We start from the raw sequence: 26,897 nt of genomic DNA on the forward strand, positions 1-26,897 counted from the left end.
GGCGCTTGGAGGAGCGCCGTCAGTCGGCTCGACACGCCCCTTGAGACTGTTGACGTGCTTCGACAACTGGACGGTGGGCGGATAGTTCACCAGCAGATGGACGTGATCGTCTTCGCCGTCGCACGATACGCGTTCTGCATCGACGTCGGACCATAGCTTCGCGATGATGCGCGACAGGTCGGCCACGGCGCGTTCCGACTCACATCCCGCCTGTACCTGGTGACGAAGACCAAATGAACGTGCAACGCAAAGACACGATATCTTCCCGTGCGATAATCGATATTGCAATGCCTACGGGCCAATTGATACAACCATAGCATGACGAACCGCGCGTACAAGTACAGGATTGACGCTGACCCGCCGACGGCGGAATTCTTCGCCCGCTGCTGCGGCGTCGTGCGCCTCGTCTACAACATCGCCCTTGAGCAGCGATCCTCCTTCTGGCGGCAGTTCAAGAAGGCCGAGGGAAAAAACATCTCCTACCCGTCCCAGGCGCGCGAGCTGACGGCGATCCGCGCCGAGGTGCCGTGCACAATGCCCGATCGACGCGCAGCAACAGGCGCTGCGTGACCTTGACCAGGCGTTCCAGAATTTCTTTGCCGGACGGGCGGGCTACCCGAAGCCGAGGCGCAAGTTCGTCAACGACGCGTTGCGCTTCCCGTCGAGCCGCGTCGGCGCAATCGCGGTGCTGAACGCGAAGTGGGCGCGGGTGCGGCTCCCGAAAATCGGCGCCGTAAAGTTCCGCTACACCCGCCCGATCAGGGGCGCGGTCGGCAACGTCACGGTCGTGCGCGAGGCCAACGGATGGCACATCGCCTTTTCCTGCGCGTTCGAACACGAGACGCCGGTAAACGACAATCCGCCCGTCGGCATCGACCGCGGCATCGTCAACACCTTCGCGCTCGCCACGGGCGAGATGCACGCGATGCCGCCATCCAACCTCAACGACCGCCACAAGCAGTGGCAGCGGACAGCCGCACGGCGCAAGAGCCGTTCGAAGCGCCAGGCCAAGGCGAGACGCCACGCCGCGCGGATCGCGGCGAAGGCGGCGCGCCAACGGCTGCACTGGCAACACGTGACGACGACGCGCATCGCGAAGCGCTTCGGGGCGGCCGTCCTCGAGGACCTGAAGATCCGGAACATGAGCGCCTCGGCGAAAGGGACCGTCGAAGAGCCGGGCAAGAACGTCGCCCGGAAGGCTGGCCTCAATCGCTCGATCCTCGCGGCGGCGTGGTACCGCTTCGAGCTGTTGCTGACTTACAAGCTTGCCTTCCGCGGCGGAACCGTCGTGAAGGTCGATCCGAGATACACGTCCGTGACCTGCTCAAAGTGTGGGTCGAGAGACAAGGCAAACCGCGAAAACCAAGCGAAGTTCCTCTGCCTCTCCTGCGGACACGCAGACCACGCCGACGTCAACGCGGCGGTCAACATACTCCTGGCCGGAACACGGCCATCGGCGGCGTCGGAGACTTCCGGCGGGAGCCGAGGACTCGAAAGGGCGGCCTAAAGCCGCCCCTGAAAATCCCCATCCTTCACGGCGGGGAAGATGTTAAGGAACTTCCGGCTGCCAGCCAGCATTCCGATATGGATGCTACTTCCGGGAATGACCATGGCCAGTGACAAACTATCAACCTATCGATCGAAGCGCGATTTCCGAAAAACGGCTGAGCCGGCGGGTGAAAGGCCCATTGCGCGCAGCAATCGCCCTCGTTTCGTCATCCAAAAACATGACGCGACACGGCTTCACTACGATCTGCGGCTCGAGCTCGATGGCGTTTTCAAATCCTGGGCTGTCACGAAGGGCCCATCCCTCGACCCGCATGACAAGCGGTTGGCGGTCGAGGTGGAGGACCATCCGTTGGATTATGGCGATTTCGAAGGGACGATCCCGAAGGGCCAGTATGGCGGCGGTACTGTGATGCTATGGGACCGCGGCTATTGGAAACCGGAAGGAAAAAAGAACCCGAAGCAAGCTCTGGCAAAGGGCGATTTTAAGTTCACCCTGGAAGGCAAACGGCTGAACGGCGGTTTCGTGCTGGTGCGCATGGGCGATGATCGCGAACGTGGCAAGCGAAACAACTGGCTGCTGATCAAGCACCATGACGCGTTTTCGGTCGGGGAGGACGGCGCGGCGATCCTGGAGGAGAATGACACATCGGTCGCCTCCGGCCGAACGATGGAGATGATCGCCGCTGGCAAAGGGCGCAAGCCCAAACCATTCATCGTCACGGGAGGCAATGTCCAGGCAGACGCGGTCTGGGACAGCCATCAAGGGCTGGCCGCCGAAGAGCGAAAATCGGATGTGCGAGCCGGCAAGACGTCGGTCACTCCTGAAGACCTGCCTGACTTCATCGCGCCGCAGCTCTGCCAGACCCTGGAGCGTCCTCCGGCAGGCGCTGGTTGGATTCACGAGATAAAGTTCGATGGCTACAGGATCCAGATGCGAGTGCTGAATGGCGACGCGACACTTAAGACCCGCAAGGGCCTCGACTGGACAGCGAGATATCGCGAAATCGCCGAGGCGGCATCTGCGCTGCCGGACTCGATTATCGATGGTGAGATCTGCGCCCTCGACGAAAATGGTGCGCCCGATTTTGCTGCCCTGCAGGCGGCGCTGTCGGAGGGCAAGACCGGCAATCTCGTCTACTTTGCATTCGATCTTCTTTACGATGGCGGCGAGGATTTGCGATCCCTGCCACTCGTCGATCGCAAGGTGCGGCTCCAGAACCTGTTGTCCGATGCCGGCAACGATCCGCGCATCCGTTTCGTCGAGTACTTCGAGACCGGAGGCGACGCGGTCCTTCGATCCGCCTGCAAGCTGTCGCTGGAAGGCATCATCTCGAAGCAGGTGGACGCGCCGTACCAATCCGGCCGAAGGGGGACATGGGCCAAGTCCAAATGCCGGGTCGGCCACGAGGTTGTGATCGGTGCTTATGCCAAGGCCAATGGCAGGTTCAGGTCCCTGTTGGTCGGTGTCTACCACGACGACCACTTTGTCTATGTCGGTCGCGTCGGCACCGGGTTTGGGGCGAAGAAAGTGGAAACGCTGCTTCCGAGTTTGAAGGCGCTCGAGAGGGCGAAATCGCCCTTCGCCGGCATCGGCGCGCCGAAGAAGGAAGCGGAGGTCACGTGGCTGAAGCCCGAGCTCGTGGCGGAAATCGAATTCGCAGGCTGGACCGCCGACGGCCTTGTGCGGCAGGCCGCCTTCAAGGGACTGCGGGCGGACAAGCCAGCTAGGGAGGTCGAGGCCGAACGGCCGGCGAAGCCCTCGAAGGCAGACCTTCCTGAGCCAGCGCCGACAACTGCGGCGGAGAGGACAGCGCGGCGGAAGGGTGTTAAACCGAACGTGATGGGGGTGCTGATCTCCAACCCGGACAAGCCGCTTTGGCCGGATGCCAATGACGGGGAACCCGTCACCAAGGAAAAGCTTGCCCGCTACTACGAAGCCGTCGGCTCCTGGATGATAGAGCATATCAGGGGACGGCCCTGCTCCATTATCCGCGCACCCGACGGGATCGGTGGTGAGCAGTTCTTCCAGCGCCACGCGATGCCCGGCACGTCGAACCTTCTCGAACTGGTGAAGGTGTTCGGCGACAAGAAGCCCTACCTGCAGATCGACCGCGTCGAGGGCCTCGCAGCCGTCGCACAGGCCGGCGCCGTCGAGCTGCATCCCTGGAACTGCGAACCGGGTCACCCGGAAGTGCCGGGACGGCTCGTCTTCGACCTCGATCCTGGTCCGGACGTAGCCTTCTCCGCAGTCGTTGCAGCGGCCCGCGAGATGCGGGACAGGCTTGCGGAATTCGGCCTAATCAGTTTCTGCAAGACCACTGGCGGCAAGGGACTGCACGTTGTCACTCCGCTGGCGGTCAGCAAGCGCAAGCCGCTCTCCTGGGCGGAGGCGAAAAGGTTTGCGCAAGCCGTCTGCCAGCAGATGGCCTCCGACAATCCCGGGCTCTATCTGATCAAGATGACGAAGAGCCTGAGGAACGGCCGCATCTTCCTCGATTATTTGCGCAATGACCGCATGGCGACGGCGGTCGCACCCTTGTCACCGCGTGCCCGGCCGGGTGCCACCATCTCGATGCCGCTGACCTGGACGCAGGTCAAATCCGGCCTCGACCCGAAGCGCTTCACCATTCGCACCGTGCCGGCGCTGCTAATGAAGTCTTCCGCCTGGGAAGACTACTGCAATGGCCAGCGGCCGCTGGAGCAGGCGATCAAACGTCTCGGCAAGGCAAGGGTCGCCGCATGAGGGCGGAAGAACCATGGACGCCGGATTGGGAGTTGGCGGTTCGCGTCGCCATCCCATCCCAATATGGCGCGATTTACCTGCAGGTCCTTGCGCCGCTGCGCGACATGAGTGAGCAGCGAACGCGGAATACCGACTTTCCCGAGTACCAGATCTATTATTTCGAGAGCGGCAACGGCATATCAGGAAAAGATAGCCGAGAGACCTTACCGTCCTTGCTGCCAAGCCGACTGCGCTTTGCCGGAGCTCGCTTCCACCTATGCCTCTGGCCAAGTAAGCCCGCGCACGTCGTTCGATGGGTGTTGCATGTCGTTGCCGCCGGCCAGTACGGGACAGAAATGATGGACGGGCTTCACAGGTCATTCTCCTGGCGGGGATCAAGCAGGTCAATGAGCCGCGCAATCCGTCCCGTCGGCAATGGGCGGCCTTCATTCGTCAGCGCTTCGTCGGCGTTGACCCAAGCCCAGGCTTCGGCAAGCTCTTTTGCCGAAGCACCTGTCGCCAAGATGTCTGCAAGCATGACCTCATCGACCGGGCCGACGATCGCCCTTATTTCTCCTGAAGATAGCGTCATATCAACGACCTCTCACTTTTGGAACTTCATGGAGTTGACGGCAGCGCGGCAATACACTCGCTGCTGCTGCGCACAAGCGCGACGATTCATCCCTAGCTCTTGATCGTGATGCGCTTGGCACGCGATTGCGCCGTTTCGGAGCGTGGCAGGGTGATCGTCAGGACGCCGTTCTTGAAGGACGCGTCGATCTTGTCTTCCTGCACCTCGCTGTTGATTGAAAGGCGCCGCTCGAAGCGGCCATAGAACCGCTCGGAGAACTGCCGGTCCTTATCCTCGTTGTCGGCGCGCTTTTCGCCGCGGATCGTCAGGATGCCGTTGTCGATCAAAAGTTCGATATCCTTCTCCTCCATTCCCGGGATTTCGGCGAGGATCCGGATGTCCTTATCCGTCTCCGCGACTTCGATCTTCGGCCAGGCGGTTTCGAACATGAAACCGGAGCCGACTGTGGGAAAGCGGCCCTCGAAGCCGCGGAAGACGTCGTCGAACAGTCTGTTCATCTCGCCGTGAAGCGCAAGGAACGGATGCTGGTCTCTGCCTGCATAACCTGTCGGGACCGGACTGTTGCTGCGGCCCCACGGAATAAGATCACGGACTACACTCATCTCAACCTCCATACCGGCCGCGCCGGAGTAAGGCCGGCGCCGGCCGTCATCTTGTTTGATCAAGTTGGCTGATCAAGGGTTGATCAAGCCACCTGCTTTTCGCCTTCGATCTGAAGTGATGCAGTCTGCTCTTCAACCTGCTGGCTCTCGCCTGTACCGATCGCGATGCGCCGCGGCTTCATCTCTTCGGGGATCTCGCGTTTCAGTTGGACCGACAGAAGGCCGTTCTTCAGGCTCGCACCAAGCACCTTGACGTGGTCGGCAAGCTCGAAGCGCCGTTCGAACGATCGGCCGGCGATGCCGTGATGCAGATATTGCGCGTCCTCCTTCTCGGCCTTCGTGCCGGCAATGACCAGCACGTTTCGCTCGTGCGTGACCGACAGATCGTCCTCGCCGAAACCTGCGACAGCCATGGTGATGCGGTAGTCGTCCTCGCCTGCCTTGACGATATCGTAGGGCGGCCAGGTATCGACGGCCTGGAACCGCTGCGCATTAAGGAGATTGAAGACGCGGTCGAAGCCGATGCTGGACCGGTAAAGGGGAGCGAAGTCGAAGTCGTTTCTCATAGCCATATCCTCCGTAAAGCAACATGGAATGGAGACGCCTTGGAAACGCGCGTCTCCAACACTCAGCCCCTATTGGCGGCTGACAAAACTGATTTGGTTGCGGAAATTCGAGGTTTCAAGGGTGCAAAGACAAAAAATTGGCACTCTAGGTATGAGAGTGCTAAAAAATGCAGTGGTCGATGTGCTCGATAGAGGAGGAGACGTCAAGATCTTGACCGCTGCATGAGGGGCCGACAGGCTATAAAGCGCGACTCACGTCTTGAATTCAATCGAAGTCCTTGCCACTTGAGCGATCGTTTTCCCATCACGACGGAGATGATGACACATGACGACTACCGCCACGCAAAACCCTGCCGAAAACCACGTCTTCGAGGCCGATGTGGCGCGCCTTCTACATATGATGGTGCATTCGCTCTATTCGGATAGGGATGTTTTTCTGCGTGAACTGATCTCGAACGCCGCTGATGCCTGCGAAAAACTGCGGTTCGAGGCGATTGCCACACCGACATTGCTTGCAGACGACACGGACAGCCGTATCACGCTATCGCTCGATGAGGAAAAGCGCCAGTTGGTCGTCGAGGACAACGGGATTGGCATGAGCCGCGACGAATTGATCGAGGGGCTCGGCACCATTGCCCGCTCGGGAACCCGTGCCTTCATGGAGCGCATTGAGGCCAACAAGGCCGGCGACGGCGCACAACTGATCGGACAGTTCGGCGTCGGCTTCTATTCCTGCTTCATGGTTGCCGAACGCGTCGACGTGGCTTCGAGGCGGGCGGGCGCCGATGAGGTCTGGTTGTGGTCGTCGGATGGAAAGGGCAGCTACAGCGTCGGCCCCACGGATATGGCGGATGCCCCGGCGCGCGGCACGCGTATCACTGTGCATTTGATGGAGGACGCCAAGACCTATACGTCGCGGTGGTCGGTTGAGCGCATCGTCAAGGAACAATCCGGCCACGTTCCCGTGCCGATCACGATGGTTGAAAAGCGGGGCGCCGAACCGATCCAGCTCACCGATGGTACGGCGCTTTGGACGCGTTCGAAAAATGACATTTCGACCGAAGACTATACGGATTTCTATCGCGGCATTTCCGGACAATATGACGAGCCTGCCCTGACTGTTCATTTCAAGGCCGAAGGTCGGCATGAATATACGGCACTCGCCTTTGTTCCCGGATCACAGCCATTCGACATGTTCGATCCTGACCGCAAAGGCCGGATAAAGCTTTATGTAAGGCGCGTCTTCATCACCGGCGACACCGAACTCATGCCGCGGTATCTCCGCTTTGTACGGGGCCTCGTCGATACCCCAGACCTTCCCCTCAACGTTTCGCGCGAGATGATCCAGGCGAGCCCGGTTCTGTCGGCGATGAGGAAAGGCATCACCACCAGGATCATCACGGCAATCGAAAAACTCGCCGAGAGCGATCAGGACGCGTTCATCAAATTTTGGGAGAATTTCGGTCCGGTCGTCAAGGAAGGCATCTATGAGGATTTTGAGCGGCGCTTGCAGCTGATGGCTCTGTCGCGTTTCAGAACCACGGTTTCGAATGATGGTTACCGCTCGCTTTCCGATTACGTCAAGGATACCAAACCGGATCAAAGCGCAATCTACTACTTGGCTGGCAACAGCCTGGATCAGCTCAAGGCGTCGCCGCAGCTGGAAGGATTTCGCGCTCGTGGCATCGAGGTGCTGCTGTTGACGGATTCCATCGACAGCTTTTGGGTGATGAACGCGCCCGAATTCGATGGAAAGACGTTCAAATCGATCACGCAAGGGGCAGCCGACCTGGCACAGTTTGCCAAGCCTGATGAAGAAGCAGGCATGAAAAGCGAAACATCGGCTGATGTCCAGCGCTTCATCGCCTTTGCACGCAACACGCTTGCAGACCAGGTCTCGGATGTCCGCGCCTCCGATCGGCTGACGGAAAGCGCAGTCTGCCTCGTCGCACCGGAAGAGGGCTACGACCGCCAGATGGAAAAGATATTGCAGAGCGCCGGGCGGCTGCAATCGGTGGCAAAGCCGATCCTCGAGGTCAATTTCGAGCATCCGCTGGTGAAGGGAATTGCCGCCCAAGCGGATAGCTCGTCACTAAGGGAAGACGCAGCATTGCTCCTTCTCGACCAAGCACGGATCCTTGATGGCGACAAGCCCGCAGATCCGCGTGCCTTTGCCGAGAGATTGACTCGGGTGTTCCAAAGAGCGTTAGAATCTTGATCGAGACTTGGCGGCGGCCTCGCTCGGACTCTTCAGCGGCTCGAAGAGCCAGAGATTATGGCCCCAAGGAATCGGCAACAATTTGTTGCACGATTATCTCGTCGGGAAAGGCCTCAGCGGAGGCATGCTTGTAATTGAGGTATTGAGGAGCAAGACCGCAGGGGATTGGATTGGTCCGCTCTCGGACCCATCACGCTATTCGGTTGCTTCAGGAAGGCTGCCGGAGTTGTCGAAGTTGGCATAGTTGCGTAATGATGGCTTCCCCTATGACGTGCCGCAAAACTTGTCGAAAGCTCTATCAGGTCATCCTGTGGCGGCGGACGGCATTGCCTACCATGGCCGCCACGACGATACCGAGCTGTGCTTTGCCCTGTTTGAACCGGTAAGATCCGCCGTGTCTATGGCGGAGCGCCGCACCGATCTCTATGCGAACTGGTTTTGGCAGGTGGCCGGACGGTATAAGATCGGATTGGCTCCCTGAGCGGACACGTCCAGTCATCCGAACTTTCTATGCGGTCCGCCCGCTGGTCACGGTCAACCGCCGGCTGGGCCAGTTCGGTAGGCCCGGCACGCAGTAGATCTTTGGGGGGCGGACGAGATCGGGGGCGGAAGAAGAGTGAGCCATGATTGCTAACCGCAGCCGCCGTTTCCGCCAGTCGATGCTTACTCGGCGGCCTGCGATAGAGAAAGAATATCCGCCTCCGGCAACGCAACCTGGGCTAGAAACTCGTAGTCGTCCACCATGTCGTGGACATCCGATCCGGTTCTGGCGACGGTCCAATAGTCGCGGCCGGCGCCAAATACCGTCGAAATCTGCACGACCTCCCAGGCGCCTCCGGTTCCCCTACGTCTTGCCCAGTAGAAGCATTCGGGCTCCAAGGCCAACAACTCAAGCATCCGCGAACTCCTACATTGCCCACTCGTATGCCACCCGATTGAAACCGAGCATCGGACCGAAGCCCCACCTGATGCCGGTATCCACCCGGCGGCAACCATACATGAGGATCCTTCAGGTGTCATCGGGGAATTGCCATGACATCTGCCTGCCTGGATCGTTTTCACCACTTGTTTGCGACGTCTCATCGCGGGCGGCATGTTAGCCTGTTCTCTGAACGCCCAATTGTTTTGGCCTCTTGACTCATTTCTGAATGAGAACATACGCGCCGCGATCGAACGGCATTTCACGAAGCTCAAAATTTGGGAAACCGTGCGCTGCGCGGTGAGAAAGTACGTGCGCCCATTAGTAACCGAAGCCACTCAGCCGGAAGGCACCGATCTGGATTGGCAGGTGCAGGCGATGGTTCGCGTTTCATGACGATGACGCCAAGGCAGCAATCACGACCTTGCTACTCGACTGCAAGCATCTGCGGCGTCAACTGGCGTTGGCGGAGAGCGTGCTAAGCCGTGGCATCACGCGCGGGTGGTCGCCCCACATACGATCGAGAGGTAGGCAAATGAGCGACTACACGCGCAATCGCAGAGTCAGTTTGAAACGCGCCATGTTGACAAAAGCGCCGTGGGATGAGGCGTGACCCTCAGTGCACAGGCACCACTGGCCGATCATCACGAACCGGCCGAATTCAATTCCGGCGTTCGCGAATTGGATGACTGGCTGCATCGGCGCGCCCGCGCCAATCAGGAAGGTGGTGCATCACGTACCTTCGTCGTGTGCGAGGGCAGCCACGTCATCGCCTATTATGCGCTCGCCTCCGGTGCTGTGAAGCAGCCGGAAGCTCCTGGCTGTTTCCGGCGTAACATTCCCGATCCGATTCTGGTTGCCGTGCTCGGCCGCCTCGCCATCGACCGGACCTATCAGGGGCGCGGTATCGGCAGGGCATTAGTGCGCGACGCAGGTCTGCGCTTGCTCAATGCCGCTGAAATCCTCGGTATCCGCGGCGTGCTGGCGCATGCGATTTCCGATGACCCTCGCGTCTTCTATGAGGCGGTCGGCTTCCGTCCTTCACCGTCCGACCCTATGACGCTGATGGTCGGGCTGCATGATTTGAACAGCGCGATGAATTGATCGAGACCGAAATGCCTGAGAGCATTGACGAGAGCCTACATCCCGGTGTGGCGAGGCACGGCGCGACGTCTTCGCCCAAGCGACAACGCTTTTTATGATCGATTCTGGTAATGCCGCGGGCATGTCCGAATAATCACATCCGCTCCTTCATTACAAAGAGCCCCGACGAAATCGGGGCTAGTTGTTGACTAGAGGAACGTCGGGACACGTTCGAAAGATGAACGTGTCATATGGATCATGGTTTCCGTACGCAAACGTACCAATGCGCGAAGAATTGAGGCGGACCGCGCAGCCACGTGCAAGGGGAAGAGCACGGTTACAGGAGAGCTGCCCGCACGATCCATTTCTCCGAACTTTAGAGAAGGTCAAATTTTCCTAGTCCATCAGCCATGTCTCGATTTCATCCTCAGTATCGAGCAGCAGTGGCCGGCCAATCGCGCCGCTGGCAAGTCGTCCCTCTCGCAGCGCGATTATTACCCTGTGGCGATCAATTGAGCATGCCGCCTTCGGTGTTTCCTCACTGCAATGGCAGTCAAAGCTCGAAGGCACGCCCGATACCGTGCATGCCGGCCGATTTTACATCAGCACACGGCGGCAGCCCGACGGCGTAAATTCCGTGAGCCCGTGCTTGTGTAAAAACAGAAAAACGGAAAGCGCGTGCTCGGACCAGTGGCCGATCTTGCTCGGAGTGATGTTCGGAGTAAAACCTGTACCCTCAGGATCAGAACCTCCAGCGAAGCGCGTCGATGCTCTGATTACTCCCAGGACATCGCGGGTCGAATGGCAGTCAGCACAATTTCCAAGCGTTTCCACGAGATAGGCGCCTCGATCATGGACGAGATCGCCACAGGCGCCTCGGTTCGACCTTCATTAAAAAAACAGCTTCCAGAAGCCAAGAAGGCGGCGGATGCGGAACAGCAGAGCAAGGTCGTGCGGTGGCGGGCGTCGGGAAATGGCCGGCAACGTTTCCAAATACGCATAGAGATCCTTGATGCCCTCGATGCGCATGCCAGTATAACTGGGGTAGGGGAAGGCGATAGAATGCTCGCCAGCCGGCTAGACACCGGAGATCAACGCATTTGCCAGATCAGCGGTTGACCACGATCCGATTCCGTCGACGGGGTGCTGTGAGATATTGGGAACGCGGAATGTTCCGAAAGGAGATGCCGACGCAAGGCCCCACCCAAATTGAGCGGATCGGACTGGCCGGGAGTTGCATGACAAGAAGCGCAATTGGCCGCGGCGAAGACGAACCGCCCGCGGCCCGCATCGCCTCTGCTCTTTGGAAGATTTTCGCGCTGAGATTTCACCGGCGCAGCAGCAACGCTGGGGGTGCGATGTTCGCGTTGAAAGCAGATGAAACGCCTTCGTAGCCGGTCAGCGTGGACGTTTACTCGCCAGTAAGATGAGAGGGACGCTCAGCGGGAGGCGGCGCGCAATTCTCGTCGAGCCTTGCAGCCAATTCATCCACACACTTAACGCCGCAGCTCACAAGTCCGATGGCGTGCTTCAGCGCATCCTCGCCGCGCTCGCTGTGGACATCGATGTGATTTTTCTGCGACCACCGGCGAAGGCCGGAGGTGATGAGATCGACCTCTTCGTCCGTAAAGGAGAGGAGTTCAAAAAGAACCATGACACCACCCTCCCGTGAAGCAAAGTGCTCGACCCGATAGAGCCTCGCGGACGCCGGCAAACACTATGGCAGAAGGCGCGGATGGCAAAAAGGCATTGTACGTTTTCGAACATATCTCATCTCTCATCGACTGAGCGCTCGGCTTGCTTCTCATCACAGAATTTGAAGACGCTGGTCTTCCCACTGCAGACCTCGGCTTTGCACGCAGGATCGTCTTCGTGGAGACAAAGTTAGCCCAATGTTCTGAAAACCCCCAATCCAGATTGGTGTATTTCGGCGGATTGACTTCGGTCGCGATGATGGCCGCGCGTGCGTCTGCTGGCGCACAGTCTAGGCCTTGAGTTTTCATGGAATGCCGCTGAATCGACGCTGTTTTCATCATCGGCAGAGCCAAGATTGCCTTGGACATGCTGAACGGCATCGATCATCGAAACGACAAGCAAGAGTGCGGCCGACGATGATCATCACAGCAATGAGAATAATCAAAAGCGCACGACCGCTTTCTTTCCTGCGCTTTCCATCGATCTCTGCAATGTATTCCCGTGGCGCGGTTTTCTTGTTGTCGTCATCGGTCATGGGGAGGGCTTAAGGCGCTCGGCAATTTCGACCTTCGAACGACGACCGCGGGGCGAAGTTCCCACGCTCAATTCAGAACTGGATTTTAGACGGTGGCTGGTTAAATCCAGATGATGCGCGCGGCAAAAGCGCTGCGGCGATCAACGCCCTTGCGGACCACGAGGTCGGCTAAGCCGGATGGAGATCTGACCGGAACGGTCGCCGCGCCTATTATCTCTTCTTCATCGACTGCGCTGCGGCATGCCCTCACGCTCTGTCTGCCGTCGATTCATGACGGTGTAGGCGAGGCGCTTGATAGCCCGGCTCGAGAGCCTCGCGGGGAGTATAGGCGGTGCTGATTGCGTCGTTTTGCCAAGTTGTGCGTTATCATTGGAGAAACCGAACCATGTGGGAGATTGATATGACCAAGACCTTTGACCTCTCCGAATTCTCGGATGAAGACTTGGCCTCCCTCATCGAAGAGGCAAGGACTCTGCAAGACAGCAGACGCGCAAGCCGTAATCGTGCGCATGCAGCAGGTGTGGGCGGTTCGAAGGGGCAGGATCTGAAAAATCTGGACCATGGCGCAATCCCCACACCAACGCCGCGCGAAGTTAAGGACGAAGGTCCGGCACACGGTGTGCCGGAATAAGCTCTGCTCATTTGACCGGTGGCAGTCGTCGATCGGGCGCATAGCAGCCTTGGTTCTCATCGGAACCAAGACCGAAGAAGATGAGAAAAAATGGACCGGCCATGACGAACAAAGACCAGGAATACGACGCCATGAGTGGCGATAAATGGGTGCTTCGGTGATAATCGGAGTTCTAATCACATTTCTCGTAATCATTCTCGTCTTGTACTTGGTTCAGCGGCTGCCGATCGATGCCCCATGCGGCAGATCGTGCAGATCGTAGTCATAATCATCGGAATTGTTTCGCTGCTGAAGTATTCAGCCGTTTGGTAGTGCCGGTAAGGACCTGTCTTGGCCGACGACAAAACGACGCGGGGAGCCCCAACCTCAGCTGAAGGCAATCTCACGCTGCACGCCCCCCCTCGCCGGTAGCTGGTGCGCGGACCTCCCATGGTGTTAGCGATGAAGCATTTGAGGGGGTTGCGAACCACTGGACAGATGCATCTTTTTAAAGAAATACGCGTTGTGCTGTGATCGCAATGCAAGGAGAAAACATCATGACGCGGCGCGACATAGAACATTCGAAGGGCCTCGATACCGACGCCGACCTGCAGGCTCATCTCGCCGAACTCGAGGCCGAAGCCCCGGCCGAGGAAGTACTCACACCTCCCGCAGATGACGCTCCGTCGAAAGCACCTCTGCAGCGGATCAAAGACGACCTCGACCACGTGCGCAATGAGATCGAGATCCTTGGTGCAAGGCTCTCGCTCGTCAAGCAGCAGACGGTTGCCGTCGCCAGATCCAAGGCCGAATGGGCCGACGCCAGCGCTCATGCCCAGCTTGGCGCGTACCCATGGGCGAAACTTGCCGCTGCAATGGCCGCGACCGCGGTCGGCGCACGGGTGCTGAGACGGCCACCGGGTGCGGTTGCGGCTGCCATCATACCTCCGCTCATCGCTCGGTTCGAAGCGAAATCCCGCCCTTAAGAGCGACAGATGCAACAGTAGGTCCGGCATAGTTGAAGCTGGCCGAGGGTCACGCCGATTGCTGGAGCGGGAGGCTTCTTCCGGGCCATCACCGCCGCCGCCGATGCGACAACCAACAGGAGAGGTGAGCGGAACGCACGGCTCTTAGAGGGCAGTGCATCGTCCCGCGCATCTGTAGATGCCAAATTCCGGCCCGGAACAATCAAAGCTCTCATTGGTTTGAAGATATTGAAGCCGCAACAGAGGCCATCAGCCTTTCGAAGCTCGATGCTGCCTTCCGCGCCGGCCTACCGAAGCGCGCATTGGCACTTCAGTCCCTGGTTTCGCACATGCGTTACGAGGGATGCGGAACCGCAGAACTACCGAGAACGTTGACCCAGCACATCGGACTTGGAAAGGCGAAATGGCAAAGAGAAATGGCGGGGCCCTCCTTAATCACGGTGCGGCAGACCTGCCATCCGTCACCGTGGACAGTTACAATATTGAACTCCACGACGAGAACGGTTTCATCGGCGATCGCGCCAACAGGCAGGCTTTCCATCAGAAACTTGAAGATTGGCGTCAACGCGTTCGCAAAGGCGGCAAGGATCCGCTTGGCGATACGGCGACGGAAAAACTGTCCAAAAAGCAGATCGACGCATTGTTGAACGGCGAGGATAAGGAAGCCTGTGCATTGGTTCTGGGGGCAATCGAGGACTTCGCTACGGAAATTGCGTATGTGTTGCAACAATTTCTCGAGGAGGATGGCTGGGACGGTACGAGGCGGATTGCAGTTGGAGGCGGCCTGAAAGAGAGCTCCTTCTGTGAACTGGCGATTGCGCGGGTGATGGTGAGATTAAAGAGCAAGGGGCTACCGATTGATATCGTGCCAATTGCCCATGACCCTGACGAGGCCGGGTTGCTCGGCTCGGCGCACCTAATGCATTCCTGGATGCTCGATGGATATGATGGCATCCTCGCAGTCGACATCGGGGGCGCCAATATTCGAGCAGGCGTTGTGGAAACCAGGCTCTCCGACCGCCGGGACCTATCGAAAGCGCGAATCTGGAAATCTTACATTTGGCGATATGGCGAAGACTGCAACAGCCGGCACGCGGCCATCGAGAAACTCGTAAAAATGCTAACCAAACTGATTGGCAAGACGGAGAAGCAGCGTTTTTTGTTAGCGCCAGTCATCGGTGTCGCATGTCCCGGTATCATCGAAGCGGATGGATCAATCGCACGTGGCGGCCAGAACCTGCCAGGCGGCAACTGGGAAGGTGAGCAATTCAATCTGCCCCGCGAACTGATGCATGCCATCCCGGCTATTGGGAAACATGACTCGCTGGTGGTGATGCACAATGATGGCGTCGTTCAGGGCCTATCGCAGATTCCCGTGATGCAGGACGTTAGACATTGGGGAACCGTCACGATCGGAACGGGTTTCGGGAACGTTCGCTTTACCAACCGGGCCGCATCCGCAACGAACAAGGATTGAGCCATTATGGCCCTTGGGGCCCCATGCGTCCGCATTTGCCGAACCGGTAGAGCAAAAGATGCCGGGCGAAGCTCGACAAGTTTAGACTAATAGGCCGAGAGCCAAGTTCTTGGGCACGACCGGAAGGTTCCAACAACGCGGCGGCCCGCGACGGAGATGAAGATTACAGCTTCACTTCGTTTTGCATGATCTTATCGACGGTGATGGGAAGTGGCGGATGCGCTTGCCGGTAGCGTGGAAAATGGCGTTGGAGATCGCAGCGGCAACCCCGGCGATACCGATCTCACCGACGCCTTTGACACCAATCGGACTTACCTTGTCGTCTTCCTCTTCCACGAATAGAACCTCGATATCCTCGACATCTGCATGCGTCGGCATGTGATATTCGGCAATGTTGTGATTCATGATGCGGCCGCTGCGATGATCGATCATGCCTTCTTCGTGCAACGCCATGCCGAGACCCATGACGATGCCGCCGAGGATCTGGCTGCGTGCAGTCCTGGGGTTGATGTCTGGACCAACCCGACCGTGCTCTTCGATCGAGGAGAGGCCGGCCCCACCCATGACATCGGCAATGGCAATGCCGACCTGGTACAAAGGCCTACAGGGAAATTCCCATAGCCGAGCGGGTGGAGGTCTTAAGCCTGATCGGTGATGCCGCTGTCGATGACGAGGGCAAGGCGAGTCTGCATCTTCACGGCGTTCTCGGTTTCCCCGACGGCAGCACCAAGGGCGGGCATTTCATGAAGGGACATGTCCGGCCAACGCTCGAGGTACTCATCCGCGAGACGCCGGCCCACCTGAGACGTCGGAAGCAGCCGAACCTCGGCATTGCGCTGATCGAGTTAAATTAAGCGATCGGTACCAGCTTCTGACGGCGTGAAGGGAATTCGGGGAGGCTCTGGCGTTCTATTGCGCATGCGCTCCGCCTGGCCGGGCAACCTTACTCAATCCCGCTCCCGCCGACGCTCTGTCGCCAAGGGCCGCATCTCCGATCGAGAACACGCCGGTAAGGCGCTTATCCCGGTTGACGACTGGCAGTCGGCGGACCTGGAGATCGCCCATGTTGTGCGCGACACTGTCAATGTCATCGTCTTCGAAGCAATATTTGACGTCATGCGTCATGACTTCTCTGACTTTCGCGTCGGTTCCAAGCCCGTCGGCGAGGGCGCGAACAACAAGGTCGCGATCTGTGGTCGTTCCAATCAACCTGTCGTTTTCGCCAACCGGCATGAAGCCGATTTCTTCATCCGCCATCTTGCGAGCAATCTCCCTGATTGTCTGATGAGGGCTGGCGATCTGGACGTCGCGCGACATTATTTCAGAGACTTTCATGGTTTCATTCTCCTTTGCCTGCTGCGTCTCTTTTGGGTTTGCGGATGAGACGCTCGCGTTTTCGACCCGGACTCATCATCTCCGTCCATTGTCATTTCCGCCGACCAGTTCGGCCTCGCCCGACAGCTGATGCCGTACTGCTTCCCACACAGTCATAGCATCGGCTTCAGCGGGAACGCGAGGCTTGTGACCGGAAGTGCAGCAAGCCGAAATCGATAGGTATGAACGCCATCGGAAGGGTCGGGGCCGTCGTAATGGAGGTTGCTGAAGTCATTGTAGGCATGCCGCAGATCTTCGGCCGTTGCCTTGGAGCTCATGCCTTCGGTAAGCTGGCGCCGGCCAGCCGGAATGTCATGAACCGCCCAGTGCCTGAACGCCGGCGTCGGCGCATCTGCGTCCTCCATGATCAGCACATAGCTCTGCGTTCCATTCGGCGGATCGTGCCATTGGAGGAACGGCGAAAGATTTGCGCCCGGCCGCTCATGCCGCACAGGAATCTCTCGCCTGTTCTCAAAGGCTGGGCTTGTCAGCTCAAACGCCATGACATCCTCCTCTTAGTATGCCACCCAAACCGGACAATCGGCGAAAGGTTCCGTTGGCGAGGCGATCGCACATCGGAGCGTCAGTTGTCAGTGAAGATTGCAAACGCTGGAGCTTCATCCCCAGATCGCTTTCCGGTTGACGCGGCGGCCCATGTTTTCCGCAGCTTCGGGAACCTCTCGGCAAGCTTCACTTTAAAGCGAAGCATCGCTGGCTCCCCGGCGGAAAAAAATGGAACAATGAATGGCGTGCAAAGTTCAAGCGACATGGCGCGATGCGATTTGCGCTGCCATCCAGTCGGCTCTTCCTCCCAAGCGCTCGACATCAGAGGCCCGGCGCATTCTTGCGCCGGGCCTCTGATGAGCGATGAGTAACCCTGGCGAAATCAACGCTATGGCTTTTTTGCAACGCCATTTGCGCAGGATCCCATTCCAATCTCGGTCGACACACAAGAGTAGCGACGTCCGTCAGCCCTGACCGACGCGGGCTGCATGTCTGCTGCGGGAACTAGTGCGCTTCGTGATCGTTCAATGGAGGACGAAAGGAGCGACGACGAAAATGCAGGCCTCACTTCAACTCGACCATGCTGCCCAGATTGCAGTCGAGGCGCACGCTGGCCAGACAGACAAGACTGGCGCGCCATATTTCGAGCACTGCCGTCGCGTCGCCTTAGCGGTTATCGGTGACGAGGAGAAGATCGTCGCTTACCTTCATGACGTGGCGGAAAAAGGGACGGGCTGGACGGTTGACCGTCTGAAGGAAGAAGGATTTCCTCCGGCGGTGGTTTCCGCTGTCGATGCCCTTACTAGAAGACAAAATGAAGACGATGAGCCTTTTATCCGCCGCGCGATTTCGAACGACATCGCGCGGCGCGTAAAGCGGGCGGACCTTGAGGACAATCTGTCGCAGGCGCAGCAAATCGGCGCCGACACATCCAAGTACGATCGAGGGTTGACGATCATTTCTGAGACAAGGCGGCATCATGAACGAGAAGAATAAGTGGATCGGCGGCTGTTCGTGGGGCGACGAGAGATGCCGGTCCAAGCGCGCGCCCACATTACGTCGGCTGCGCCACTGAAGCATGCGCTGCCGGGCGACAAGCAGGCCCTTGCTGTCCTGGTTCGGCTTGCGTCGGGAAGTCGAATGAACGACATCCGCAGTCCATTATGGCGCCGACAGAAGAAACCATAGCCAGTTGTAGAACTGGCATTTCAGAAGAGACGACCGAGAGCAGGTTTGCCTGCGGTTTTTCATCCTTGGAGATATCATGCCCGCAGAACCGGTCTTCCCCCCGCACGATCTCGAACCTCGGAAGGGCAGTCCCAGTCCGCGCCTCAGGGAAGCCGAATTCAAGAAGCGGTTCCTGAACCAGTTCCAGGATAAGGCCTACGGGCCGCTTGGCCGTGAACTTAACAGCATCGCAAGCGCGGCCTGGGACGCCTATCTTAATTCTCGAAAGAGCCCGAATACGCGGAAAGCAGGACCGGAGTTCAGCGATCCGGACTACGATCTGTCGGTCGACTGGCTCAATGCCCGAGACGCCATTCGTGCCGCGCGGGTTCGGCATGATAACGCAAATGGGCCGCTTCGCATCCTGCTGATCAACGGCTCGTCACGCAGCGAGCATACCTGTCCCGGCGAGTTTTCGAAGAGCTTCAGAATGGTCAAGATTGCCCAGGAGATATTTGCCGGCCGGCCTGAAATCGACGTGAAGATCCTCGATCTCAGCCGCCTCTGCTCCGAATACGGCCGACAGATACATCCGTGCAAAGCCTGCTTCTCGACGTCGGCTGCGCTCTGTCACTGGCCCTGTTCCTGCTACCCGAACTATTCGCTCGGCCAAATCCATGACTGGATGAATGACATCTACCCCATGTGGGTTGAGGCACATGGTATCATGATCGTGACGCCGGTGAATTGGTACCATACCTCATCACCGTTGAAACTCATGATGGACCGGCTCGTCTGCGCTGACGGCGGCAATCCCGATCCGACGACAACACATGGCAAGCACGCTAAGGAAGCGAAAGAACTGGAGATGAAAGGTTGGAACTATCCCCGCCATCTCGCAGACCGCCTTTTCGCTGTTATCGCCCATGGCGATACGGAAGGTGCCGAGGATGCGAGACGCGGCGTTTCCGAGTGGCTCAAGTCCATGGACCTCATCCCAGCCGGAACGATGGCAGAAGTAAGCCGCTACATCGGCTATTGGGAACCCTACGCCACGAGCCATGAGGCGCTCGACAAGGACACAGCGATGCAGGAGGAGGTGCGCAACGCAGCGCGAACCCTGCTTGGAGCCATCCTTGCGAAGCGCACGGGCAAGAAGGTTACTGCTGATCTTCGCCAACCGCGCGAAAAGTGAACCGGTTACGCTCATCATGTTCGATGGGCGCTTGCATTTACAACTCGCCTTCGCTGTAGATCTGGCCGATACAACGCAAGCTGCGCTTCATGGCCCCGACGGTGTTCGGCATCGTTTTGCGAATGCGCCCAAAAAGGCTACGGTCCATATCCGCCCGTCCATCTCGAATTCGCACGCAAACGTATACATCTCGTGGCCTGTGCTGTTGTGCTTTATCAGATTTGCATCCGGCGGGGTCTTTTCCGCAAGCCTCGGGCTTGTCGCAACCTGGTTCCTTTGAGACCGCGGCGAAATCGAGGGAAACGCCCGATCGCCTCGGCGTCGTTCGTGCTATGACGACAGGACCTGTTCTGGCTCGGAACGCGCCAAATGTCACGCGCTCACGCTTAAAGTCCGCAACCTTGGCTCGTCCGTGCGGCAGCACTAGCAAAGGGACCGCGGTTGCCCGTGGAGGATGGGAGAACCGCCGCGCGACCCATATCGAATAAACGGCAATGGAAGATGTTCCCGTCGAGATACAAAAAGCGCCGCCCTTGTGTGAGAAATGCGAGGCAATTGCCATATCTCTTCGTCGGGTCAAGAACAAACGGCCACAGCCCCGCTCGAAGGCACTGATCGGGTGCGGCCGCTTCCGCAGCGGCGTCCGGTCCTCAAGGCAATCGGTAAGCGGAACCATCGCAGGTGGTCACAGGATTTGCTACGTGTTTGCTCGTCGGCGGTACTGCCACCCGCTGAAAAATTACTTGCGGCAAGACATTCCCGCATGCACGACATCAACTGCCAGATTTCAATGGAACAATCGCAACGGTTGGAGTGTTTGACATGGGATCCGCGTAGCGGGGGCCGCCAACTCCAGTTCACACTGCCACCTGCTAGAGCGATCGTCCGAGTGCCGCAGGATTACGGTCCCTCAACCCTGCGGCACGTGATGCGACAGGCCTCGCTCTTCTCCTCAATCTGGCGGGCGCCTGCCGCACCTGCATACGCCCAGCTGAAGCTTCCGGCATGAATTGCTGCCCATCGGACGGCCATGCGATCAATCAGTGGCGGCGTAAAGAGACCAGGTGGATGGCGCCGCCAGGAAAGGGCAGCCGTCTAAGAGAATATCCGCATGCAGGGCTGCGTGCGGCGCTGCTGTTCTCCTCTCAGAGACAGGGGCATCAGCATGAGAGCGAAGGAGAAAGGATAATGCACCGAGCCGCAAGAATTCCTGATGTCATTTCACACGACGAACATATCGTCACCGCCAGGGAAGCGTTGGAGGGTCTCTACCTGAAGCTCGAACAGGAGTTGGAAGTGCGTCTAGTCGCGGCCGCGTTGCGCGCCGGTTGGCAGGCTGACGAAGCCATGGAGGCGATCGCTCAGCTTCGCAACGAGGACTTGGAGAACTTTGAAGCACGCAGCCGGCCGCGAGCGGAGGAAAACAACCGCCGTCGGATTTGATGCCGTTGACTCAGGTTCACAGTTTGAGGCCGCGGCCCGTTGTCAAGAAAAGGGCGTCTCCGCCGGAAGGGTAACGGCCGAGTTTTCGCCACCCAAGCATGCTTATTCCGAAACCTCGCTTTGCTGACCGATCAAGCGCGCATAGTCTGCAAATTCCGGGTTTTCACCTCTTTCCGCGGCCTCGTTGGCCAGAAGCAGAAGCCGGATCGGGAAAACCACACTTTTTCGGTTGGCATCGGACAGCTGAGGCAAGTTATCCGCGCTGACACGTGCTTCCGCCTCAGTCAGCGCGGCGCAAACATCTGAGTGACTGATGATGCCCTTTTCGACCATCATTTTATTCATTGCTGCCAGGGCCATGTAGAGCCCCTCCAACTGTAGATTGGCGGTATTCAAATCAGTTTCCTTTCAGTCAGTTGAACTTACACTAGGCGAGATTTGCAGGGATTTTCACCCTGGCTTCGCATCAGAAGAACCGACCAAGCCGATGTCTGTTCCGCCAGAACGGCCGCAGACTTTGGTCTGCAACGCCGCTTGTCCCAGATTTCACTCATTGAAGGACAGCCATCTTCACAGCGATACGAATGCAGGCGATCGCGTGCATTGGTCTACAGCTGTGATTGACGGTGATCGGACGTGCTCGGAAAAAGTGCCGTCATTCTCTGCTCAGCGGTTATCCAGGCTCGAACGTGGTAACGCCGCATAAGGAAAACGTTTCGCGCGAAAACTGCGATTCCCAGGAGAACCGGAAACGGTCACAGTCAAGCCGGCGATCGCCTTCACGACCACACCAGCAAAGACGCCAGCGATGCCGCCGGCGATCACGCTCACCACGCCGGCCGTGCTCATGAACGACTGCCAGCGCGACTGCTTTCCGGCCCTGTCGCTCAGTACAGCCTTATCGTCGTCATGGGTCGAATGGACCAGATATTTTTCCATCAGAGGCGCGACCTCAATATAATAGTGGCGGATCCGTGCGATCCCGCGCGCATGCCCCATGTCTGTGACCTGCGCAACGAAAGCGAGAGCGATTGTCGCGCTCGATACCGATGTCAGGAACAAGTTGGCGCGTTGGTTGGCTTCCTGGATCGTGGCAGCCCGGGCAGTCTGCAATACGAAATGTTCGGTGGTCATGAATTGCAGGACCCGCCGCCGCGTCTTGCTTTCGTCCGCCTCCGAGCTAACAGCCATTTTCACGCGGCGATCCGTCATCACTCCCTCGCAATCTCGGCTCGAGGTTCTGCGGCGTAGAACGCCCGGCAGGAAAGCCTCGAGATTGCCGAATTCATTAATGTGCTGCTGCTGCCGAACCGGCGTGACATTTGGACACGGCGAATGGCGATGCGGTGACGGCCCTCGGGAAGTTCGTCAGCTTGAGTCTTTTCCAAGTGGCGCCGCAACGGCCACAAAACTGGCCCCAGCGGCGGCGGATGCCGCCGTCATTCGCGGTTCCTGCCATTGCTTGATGCTGCAACATCGCCTTCACATTTTTTCCCGGTGATGCCGGCGCCACACGGACCAAAAGGTTCCACAATCAGAGGCGGGGCGTCGACCTGGAGTGGAGAACGGCTAGCATCAGCGCGAGTTCCGTTGCTGAAAGAAAAGTCAGGATGAATGCTGGAACTGGCCAGAAACGTCGGTCCTATCTGGGACGTTCAAAGCATCACCCTTCAAGCTCGCCAGCGAAACGCGCTGTTCTGTCGAGGCCGTCCCGATCTGACTAATGTCGCGCAAAGGAACGCGCTTGAAAGGGCCAAACTGAAGGCTATCTGACGACGATATGGCTCGCCACGCGGCAATCCAGGAATAAAAGGAATAAACGTGACAGGCGGATGGATTCATCTTTGCATCGATATGCAGCGGATGTTCTCGGAGGATACGCCTTGGCATGTAGCGTGGATGCGCGAGGTATCGCCAGAAATTGTGGAACTCGCGCGTTCCCATCCAGATCGGACCGTCTTTACACGGTTCATACCGCCAGACCAGCCTGAAGACCTCCCTGGCATGTGGCGAACCTATTATGAAAAGTGGCGGATGATGACGATGGAGCATCTCGACCCGCAGATGATTGACCTTGTTCCTGCCCTGAAGGCTCTGGTTCCTCCCGCGCGCGTCTTTGACAAAATGACATACTCGCCCTGGGTCTGCGGACGGCTTCACAGGATGCTGTCGGAAGAGGGGGTCGGGACTGTCGTGCTGACTGGAGGCGAGACGGATGTCTGCGTCCTGGCGGCCGCGCTTGGTGCGATCGATCTCGGATACCGAGCAATCCTTCTGAGGGATGCCGTCTGCAGCGGGGCCGACGAGACGCATGATGCTTCGCTTGAACTCCTCGGCGGCAGGTTTTCGGTTCAGCTCGATGTCACGACCACGGAGAAATTCCTGAGGGAGGTTTGACCCGCTTGCCGGAGACGCTCTGTGGCCATTTGGAACGGAGATAGCCTTCATCTTATGCCCGCGTTGGGTTCGTTTTCCAGACACCTCTTGCCGACTTTCAGGCGGATAGTTCCGGCGGTGGTGCCCCCAGGCTACAGATTGGGCGCTTCTGCCCGTCGGTCATCACAAGTGATCGACGCGCCACTTGCCTTGTCGCTGGTTTTCTCGACCTCACGGGTGCTGCTCATGACCCTTCGGAGTTTTGGTAAACAAACGCTGGTCGCTACAATTATTGAATATCAGACACCCAACTCATGGCTTGGGCTTTCTGCTCCTGCGGGAAGACCCGGGCGTCGATCTGCGGGAAAATCATTCCCGTCATATCCGTGGCCGCTTTAATCCATTGCTTATCGGAGATCACGGCAGCGCGTTTAAATCGGTGGAATTCGCTGAGCTTGCTTAAGCCGTATTGCAAATCGCGTTTCAGAGCATCGGCCGTCATGTCCTCGAAATCCGTGAGGTCCGCCAGGACACCAATGTCTTCATGATCACCCAGCTTCTCCTCGATGACAGGTATGACTTTTTCGTAGTCGTCCGCCGTGACGGTACCGGCAACACGAAACGCCGCGACGTTGTCCGGAGCGGTTATGAGCTCGATCATTATTTCCTCCGTTCAATGGGCCTCATGCACTGCAACCAAAACCTGTCGTGGAAGGATGTTCCACAGGCGCAAACATCGTGGCGCGCCGGGATCTCGCTTCTTCCACAGCAACCCTGAAGCCCGTCTCAGATCAGCGGCTTACCGCCCGTCACAGCGACGGTCGCCCCCGAGACGTAGCTTGAGAGCGGATCGGCAAGCATTACATAGGTTGTCGCGAGTTCGGCAGGTTGACCGGCACGTTTCATTGGCACCTGCTGGCCGAACGTCTCAACGGCTTCCGGCGACATCGTCGATGGAATAAGAGGTGTCCAAATCGGTCCAGGAGCAACGGCGTTGACCCGGATGCCTTTTTCCGCCAGCAGCTGGGCTAGCCCTGCGGTAAAATTCTGTATGGCGCCTTTCGTCGTCGCATAGGGCAGCAGCGAGGGGTTAGGCATGTCTGCATTGACTGACGCGGTATTGATAATCGCGCCGCCGGGTTTCATGTGCGCCACAGCCGCTTTGGTCAGGTAAAACATTGCGTGAATATTGACCTTAAAGGTCAGGTCCCATTCGTCGTCGGAAATCTCGGCAATGTCGGAGAATGTCGCCTGATGCGCCGCATTGTTCACCAAGATGTCGATGCCGCCAAATTCGCTGGCAGCGCGCTCGATGATCGTGCGGCAGTGCTTCGAGGACTGAATATCGCCGGGAACGATGACGGCTTTGCGGCCCGCTTTTTCGACCCAGCGCTGCGTTTCTCGCGCGTCCTCGTCCTCGTTCAGATATGAGATCAGGACATCTGCGCCTTCGCGCGCAAAGGCGATCGCAACAGCCCTGCCGATCCCGCTGTCCGCGCCCGTAATGATCGCTTTTTTTTCGAGTAGACGGCCAGAACCCCTGTAGGACTGTTCGCCATGATCCGGGGCCGGATACATGGGTCGCGTTAGGCCTGGCATCGGCTGCTGCTGTGGCGGGAACGACGTAGGGTAGCTTGGCATCTGATTTTCCTCTTTGTCCGATGCAGCTCGAACATTTGCAACGCCTAAAAGTTCCGAAATGAGCGGATGTGAAGTGAACGGCAGACCCGGCAGCCCAGTCTGTCCCCAGGTCAAGGTCGCCGCTTGGGACTGCCCGACGAGTGGATCTTTGAAGGGAACCTTTGGCTTCCCCGAAAGTTCGCCGGGCGAAGAGACTTGTATGCCCAAAGGCCGTTAGAGGCAGCCGGCGATGATGCTGAAAAACGTTTGAAAGGACGCTCCCATGCAAGCCGTTCGAATTCACCGCTTCGGCGGGCCGGAGGTGATGAAAGTCGAAACCATCGACGAACCATTTCCGGCGGGCAACGAAGTCGTGATCAAAGTTCTCGCCGCGAGCGTGAATCCCGTCGACGTGAAGGTGAGGGAAGGCAAATATCCTCCCGTAACGGAGAGGGAGCTCCCTATGTCCTTGGCCGGGACGTCTGCGGTGAAATCACCGATCTTGGCGATGAGGTGTCAAGCTTCCTCATGGGCGACGAGGTCTTTGCGTTCCTGTCTCCCGGCCATGGCGGATATGAGGAATTCACGGTCGCAAAGTCCAGTGAAGTTGCCATGAAACCCAAGTCGCTCGATCCTATCACCGCGGCGGCCGTGCCATTGGCGGGGATCACAGCCTGGCAAGGGCTCTTCGAGCTTGGCAATCTCAGCACAGGCCAGCGTGTCCTCATTCATGGTGGTGCAGGCGGCGTTGGGCATTTCGCGATACAATTCGCCAAGGCGAAGGGCGCATGGGTGGCAACGACTGTGTCCGCCGCCGACAAGGACTTTGCAAAGCAGCTTGGGGCCGATCAGGTCGTCGATTACAGAAACGAGCGCTTCGAGGACATGGTGGAGCCTGTCGATGTCGTCTTCGATCTGGTTGGTGGCGAAACACAGGAGCGCAGCTTCAGCGTCGTAAAATCCGGTGGCGCCCTGATTTCAACGCTGTCGGAGCCTGACGCCGAACGGGCCAAAAAGCAGAACATCCGTGCCGGCCGCTACACCGCGCAGCCCAACGGCGCTCAATTGCAAGAGATTGCCACGTTGATTGATCAGGGCAAGGTGAAGGTCGTGATTGATCGGATCTACGATCTCCATCAGGCAGCGGAGGCACATCAAGCGCTGAAGGAACCGCAGGTTCGAGGCAAAATCGTTCTCAGGGTGCTCGGCTGATCCATATCTAAATTGGGCACTGTTCAGGCCGGCAAGTGTTGTCAGGAGCGCGAAGAGGTAAGGAAGGAACGTCAATATGTGGAAAGCGCAGACACACCAAACAGCGGCGGACGGCATTCCGCATGTTGCACTAGAGAGCTCCGTTTCCTTTCTTCGCGACGGCTATACGTACATCTCGCGCATTTGCGACGCACACAGGGGCGACGCCTTCAGCACGCGCATCATGCTGACGCCGGTCATCTGCATGCGCGGTGCGGAGGCAGCAGAGATATTTTGGCGCGATGGTCGACGACGTCGGCAGTTTCGGACCAGCGAATTGGCGTGCGCGCCATCTTCGCAATCGAAGTGAAGCCTGGGCGCGTTCGATTGTCGAGCTTGCGAGAGAAGGGCAATTGCCGTTGGACGACGGCGACGCGCTTTCTATCATCGCCACCATCGAGACGTGGATGGCGAAGAGCTTGGTCCCGCTGTCGCTGCCGTGGAGCTATTGAA

28 protein-coding genes and 5 pseudogenes are annotated in these 26,897 nt (G+C 58.4%); 18 read left to right on the forward strand and 15 right to left on the reverse strand.

Annotated features, from left to right (window positions below):
• Positions 1–36: 36 nt before the first annotated feature.
• Positions 37–129, reverse strand: a pseudogene (locus tag N2599_RS37900) (transposase); the annotation flags it as partial.
• 189 nt (positions 130–318) lie between these two features.
• Between N2599_RS37900 and N2599_RS23595 the strand changes: the two are divergent.
• The 3 genes from N2599_RS23595 to ligD all read left to right on the forward strand — a co-directional run bounded on the left by N2599_RS23595 (position 319) and on the right by ligD (position 4,252).
• On the forward strand, positions 319–570 hold the full coding sequence (locus N2599_RS23595; RefSeq protein WP_260308573.1) for a helix-turn-helix domain-containing protein: 252 nt from the start codon (positions 319–321) through the stop codon (positions 568–570).
• Positions 563–1,507: an RNA-guided endonuclease InsQ/TnpB family protein gene (locus N2599_RS23600; protein ID WP_260308588.1), complete on the forward strand. Its 945-nt coding sequence runs from the start codon at positions 563–565 to the stop codon at positions 1,505–1,507. The genes N2599_RS23595 and N2599_RS23600 overlap by 8 nt, the downstream gene beginning before the upstream one ends.
• 102 nt (positions 1,508–1,609) lie before the next feature.
• Positions 1,610–4,252: a DNA ligase D gene (ligD, locus tag N2599_RS23605; protein WP_027513927.1), complete on the forward strand. Its 2,643-nt coding sequence runs from the start codon at positions 1,610–1,612 to the stop codon at positions 4,250–4,252.
• 349 nt (positions 4,253–4,601) lie between these two features.
• Here ligD and N2599_RS23610 read toward each other — a convergent pair whose 3' ends face one another.
• From N2599_RS23610 to N2599_RS23620, 3 genes are all read right to left on the reverse strand, one after another.
• A complete protein-coding gene (locus N2599_RS23610; protein ID WP_027513926.1) occupies positions 4,602–4,823 on the reverse strand; it encodes a hypothetical protein in 222 nt (73 codons plus the stop codon).
• A gap of 92 nt (positions 4,824–4,915) precedes the next feature.
• On the reverse strand, positions 4,916–5,425 hold the full coding sequence (locus tag N2599_RS23615) for an Hsp20/alpha crystallin family protein (protein WP_260308574.1): 510 nt from the start codon (positions 5,423–5,425) through the stop codon (positions 4,916–4,918).
• Between the two features lie 83 nt (positions 5,426–5,508).
• Entirely contained in the window at positions 5,509–5,991 is a 483-nt protein-coding gene (locus N2599_RS23620; protein WP_027512470.1) for an Hsp20 family protein, read from the reverse strand.
• A 325-nt stretch (positions 5,992–6,316) separates the two neighbouring features.
• On the opposite strand from N2599_RS23620, the gene htpG reads away from it, so the two are divergent.
• Together htpG and N2599_RS23630 are read left to right on the forward strand one after the other, a co-directional pair.
• Positions 6,317–8,209, forward strand: a complete 1,893-nt coding sequence (htpG, locus tag N2599_RS23625; RefSeq protein ID WP_027512471.1) for a molecular chaperone HtpG — start codon at positions 6,317–6,319, stop codon at positions 8,207–8,209.
• 244 nt (positions 8,210–8,453) lie between these two features.
• The gene (locus N2599_RS23630; RefSeq protein WP_156915329.1) at positions 8,454–8,690 is read left to right on the forward strand and encodes a hypothetical protein; all 237 of its coding nucleotides are present in this window, start codon (positions 8,454–8,456) and stop codon (positions 8,688–8,690) included.
• Positions 8,691–8,872: 182 nt separating this feature from the next.
• On the opposite strand, the gene N2599_RS23635 is transcribed toward N2599_RS23630, so the two are convergent.
• Positions 8,873–9,106, reverse strand: a complete 234-nt coding sequence (locus N2599_RS23635; RefSeq protein WP_027512472.1) for a hypothetical protein — start codon at positions 9,104–9,106, stop codon at positions 8,873–8,875.
• Positions 9,107–9,428: 322 nt separating this feature from the next.
• On the opposite strand from N2599_RS23635, the pseudogene N2599_RS37905 reads away from it, so the two are divergent.
• Together N2599_RS37905 and N2599_RS23640 are read left to right on the forward strand one after the other, a co-directional pair.
• Positions 9,429–9,639: pseudogene (locus N2599_RS37905) on the forward strand (hypothetical protein); the annotation flags it as partial.
• 98 nt (positions 9,640–9,737) lie between these two features.
• Entirely contained in the window at positions 9,738–10,232 is a 495-nt protein-coding gene (locus tag N2599_RS23640; protein WP_027512474.1) for a GNAT family N-acetyltransferase, read from the forward strand.
• A 639-nt stretch (positions 10,233–10,871) separates the two neighbouring features.
• Here N2599_RS23640 and N2599_RS23645 read toward each other — a convergent pair.
• The 3 genes and pseudogenes from N2599_RS23645 to N2599_RS23655 form a co-directional block, all read right to left on the reverse strand.
• Positions 10,872–11,506, reverse strand: a pseudogene (locus N2599_RS23645) (c-type cytochrome); the annotation flags it as partial.
• 116 nt (positions 11,507–11,622) lie between these two features.
• Positions 11,623–11,865 (reverse strand): hypothetical protein, encoded by a 243-nt coding sequence (locus N2599_RS23650; RefSeq protein WP_027512476.1) that lies wholly within the window; start codon positions 11,863–11,865, stop codon positions 11,623–11,625.
• 378 nt (positions 11,866–12,243) lie between these two features.
• Positions 12,244–12,441 (reverse strand): hypothetical protein, encoded by a 198-nt coding sequence (locus N2599_RS23655; RefSeq protein WP_027512477.1) that lies wholly within the window; start codon positions 12,439–12,441, stop codon positions 12,244–12,246.
• 400 nt (positions 12,442–12,841) lie between these two features.
• Here N2599_RS23655 and N2599_RS23660 point away from each other — a divergent pair, with 400 nt between their 5' ends.
• The 4 genes and pseudogenes from N2599_RS23660 (at position 12,842) to N2599_RS23670 (ending at position 15,514) form a co-directional block, all read left to right on the forward strand.
• Entirely contained in the window at positions 12,842–13,072 is a 231-nt protein-coding gene (locus tag N2599_RS23660) for a hypothetical protein (RefSeq protein WP_027512478.1), read from the forward strand.
• Positions 13,073–13,217: 145 nt separating this feature from the next.
• A pseudogene (locus tag N2599_RS37645) lies at positions 13,218–13,384 on the forward strand (Thivi_2564 family membrane protein).
• Between the two features lie 224 nt (positions 13,385–13,608).
• Positions 13,609–14,037, forward strand: a complete 429-nt coding sequence (locus N2599_RS23665) for a hypothetical protein (RefSeq protein WP_037143174.1) — start codon at positions 13,609–13,611, stop codon at positions 14,035–14,037.
• Between the two features lie 403 nt (positions 14,038–14,440).
• Positions 14,441–15,514: a glucokinase gene (locus tag N2599_RS23670; protein WP_027512479.1), complete on the forward strand. Its 1,074-nt coding sequence runs from the start codon at positions 14,441–14,443 to the stop codon at positions 15,512–15,514.
• A 163-nt stretch (positions 15,515–15,677) separates the two neighbouring features.
• On the opposite strand, the pseudogene N2599_RS23675 reads toward N2599_RS23670, so the two are convergent.
• A pseudogene (locus N2599_RS23675) lies at positions 15,678–16,033 on the reverse strand (molybdopterin cofactor-binding domain-containing protein); the annotation flags it as partial.
• 110 nt (positions 16,034–16,143) lie between these two features.
• Between N2599_RS23675 and N2599_RS23680 the strand changes: the two are divergent.
• Positions 16,144–16,368 carry a PCC domain-containing protein gene (locus N2599_RS23680; protein ID WP_051336740.1) on the forward strand — a complete coding sequence of 75 codons (225 nt, stop codon included), beginning with the start codon at positions 16,144–16,146 and terminating at the stop codon, positions 16,366–16,368.
• A gap of 55 nt (positions 16,369–16,423) precedes the next feature.
• Here N2599_RS23680 and N2599_RS23685 read toward each other — a convergent pair whose 3' ends face one another.
• Both N2599_RS23685 and N2599_RS23690 read right to left on the reverse strand, forming a co-directional pair.
• Entirely contained in the window at positions 16,424–16,849 is a 426-nt protein-coding gene (locus tag N2599_RS23685; protein ID WP_027512481.1) for a CBS domain-containing protein, read from the reverse strand.
• A gap of 152 nt (positions 16,850–17,001) precedes the next feature.
• Entirely contained in the window at positions 17,002–17,391 is a 390-nt protein-coding gene (locus N2599_RS23690) for a YbhB/YbcL family Raf kinase inhibitor-like protein (RefSeq protein WP_100772086.1), read from the reverse strand.
• Between the two features lie 556 nt (positions 17,392–17,947).
• On the opposite strand from N2599_RS23690, the gene N2599_RS23695 reads away from it, so the two are divergent.
• The 3 genes from N2599_RS23695 (at position 17,948) to N2599_RS23705 (ending at position 21,197) form a co-directional block, all read left to right on the forward strand.
• A complete protein-coding gene (locus tag N2599_RS23695) occupies positions 17,948–18,388 on the forward strand; it encodes an HD domain-containing protein (protein WP_027512483.1) in 441 nt (146 codons plus the stop codon).
• Positions 18,389–18,656: 268 nt separating this feature from the next.
• Complete coding sequence (locus N2599_RS23700; protein WP_027512484.1) at positions 18,657–19,754, forward strand: flavodoxin family protein; 1,098 nt, start codon at positions 18,657–18,659, stop codon at positions 19,752–19,754.
• A 1,188-nt stretch (positions 19,755–20,942) separates the two neighbouring features.
• The gene (locus N2599_RS23705) at positions 20,943–21,197 is read left to right on the forward strand and encodes a hypothetical protein (protein ID WP_051336741.1); all 255 of its coding nucleotides are present in this window, start codon (positions 20,943–20,945) and stop codon (positions 21,195–21,197) included.
• 102 nt (positions 21,198–21,299) lie between these two features.
• On the opposite strand, the gene N2599_RS23710 is transcribed toward N2599_RS23705, so the two are convergent.
• Entirely contained in the window at positions 21,300–21,593 is a 294-nt protein-coding gene (locus tag N2599_RS23710; RefSeq protein WP_027512486.1) for a hypothetical protein, read from the reverse strand.
• Between the two features lie 270 nt (positions 21,594–21,863).
• Positions 21,864–22,409 (reverse strand): hypothetical protein, encoded by a 546-nt coding sequence (locus N2599_RS23715; RefSeq protein WP_051336742.1) that lies wholly within the window; start codon positions 22,407–22,409, stop codon positions 21,864–21,866.
• Between the two features lie 642 nt (positions 22,410–23,051).
• Here N2599_RS23715 and N2599_RS23720 point away from each other — a divergent pair.
• Complete coding sequence (locus N2599_RS23720) at positions 23,052–23,594, forward strand: cysteine hydrolase family protein (protein WP_051336745.1); 543 nt, start codon at positions 23,052–23,054, stop codon at positions 23,592–23,594.
• Positions 23,595–23,862: 268 nt separating this feature from the next.
• Here the strand turns inward: N2599_RS23720 and N2599_RS23725 are convergent, their stop codons facing one another.
• Entirely contained in the window at positions 23,863–24,234 is a 372-nt protein-coding gene (locus N2599_RS23725; protein WP_027512489.1) for a SpoIIAA family protein, read from the reverse strand.
• Positions 24,235–24,359: 125 nt separating this feature from the next.
• On the reverse strand, positions 24,360–25,214 hold the full coding sequence (locus N2599_RS23730; RefSeq protein WP_027512490.1) for a glucose 1-dehydrogenase: 855 nt from the start codon (positions 25,212–25,214) through the stop codon (positions 24,360–24,362).
• A 246-nt stretch (positions 25,215–25,460) separates the two neighbouring features.
• Here N2599_RS23730 and N2599_RS23735 point away from each other — a divergent pair, with 246 nt between their 5' ends.
• Positions 25,461–26,405: an NADP-dependent oxidoreductase gene (locus tag N2599_RS23735; protein WP_375714145.1), complete on the forward strand. Its 945-nt coding sequence runs from the start codon at positions 25,461–25,463 to the stop codon at positions 26,403–26,405.
• Between the two features lie 281 nt (positions 26,406–26,686).
• The gene (locus N2599_RS23740) at positions 26,687–26,896 is read left to right on the forward strand and encodes a hypothetical protein (protein ID WP_027512491.1); all 210 of its coding nucleotides are present in this window, start codon (positions 26,687–26,689) and stop codon (positions 26,894–26,896) included.
• The last annotated feature ends 1 nt before the right edge of the window (position 26,897 follow it).

Source organism: Rhizobium sullae, from assembly GCF_025200715.1.
In the GTDB taxonomy this organism is placed as follows: Bacteria; Pseudomonadota; Alphaproteobacteria; order Rhizobiales; family Rhizobiaceae; genus Rhizobium; species Rhizobium sullae.